We start from the raw sequence: 875 nt of genomic DNA, 5'->3' as shown, positions 1-875 counted from the left end.
ATGAGCTGTAGTACTCGTCAATTATACTATTGATTAACTCTCTTTTTTTCTCGATTTGTATTTGTGATGAGATAAATGCATTGATGAGGTAATTCAGCATCGAATTAATGTCGGTGATAGTGTTTGGCGGTGTTTCTGGTAAATGTTGAATGAGGTTATTTGTCACAATTTTTGTAAATATGTAGATTATAAGTCGAGTGTCTTTTGTGGTTGAAAACCGCATATCGCTCAATGAAAGTACATCATAGGAGATCGTTCTGACTTTTGACTCTGGTGTATTGTGTAACCCGCCTAGCATGTCCGATGCATTCTTGAAGTACCCCACTATTTCTGATTTATACCTTTCCGAAGTTAATTTTGGGCTCGATTGGAAATTAAAGTCAACGCTTTGCTTGTGATTTAGATGTTGGGAAATTCCCGCAAGTTGATATATGTCATATTGTTCAAGGAACTCAAAGCACATTACTTTTTCTGGCGGATTATCAAATCTTGGCATAGTGATTACTTAGTAGTATTTTTGTGTGATTGCTGGGTGATTTATAAGCTATTTTCTGATTGTTTTACAGTGTTTTTTGATTGTATATAGAGCTAGTTCAAAGTGTTTCATTCACGACTGTACCTAGGTTTATGCACGACGTAGCCTCTTGAGGGGGAGTTAGATAACTTCAGAGTTATCAGTTTTGCACTGATTGGCCGGTAACTTACACCACTACGCTCATCTGAAATGTTTTGCCAGGTCTAGCTTTGAGGTGGGTAAGGAACAAGTCTTTCCTTATCCAAAGTTGAGATTGGGGATTGCGGTTATGGTTAATATACCTCCATGGTGGGGTGAAATTATTTTTAACAATCATCCACCTTTCTATACCGAATTAACC

At 37.3% G+C, this 875-nt stretch carries 1 pseudogene; it reads right to left on the bottom strand.

Annotated features, from left to right (window positions below):
- Nucleotides 1-496: pseudogene (locus tag AB4496_RS28495) on the bottom strand (hypothetical protein); the annotation flags it as partial.
- Between the last annotated feature and the right edge of the window lie 379 nt (nt 497-875).

Source organism: Vibrio sp. 10N.222.46.A1, from assembly GCF_041473595.1.
GTDB lineage: Bacteria > Pseudomonadota > Gammaproteobacteria > Enterobacterales > Vibrionaceae > Vibrio > Vibrio tasmaniensis_A.
Note: the sequence above shows the minus strand (reverse complement) of the source record. Positions and strands in the feature narration are given on the sequence as shown.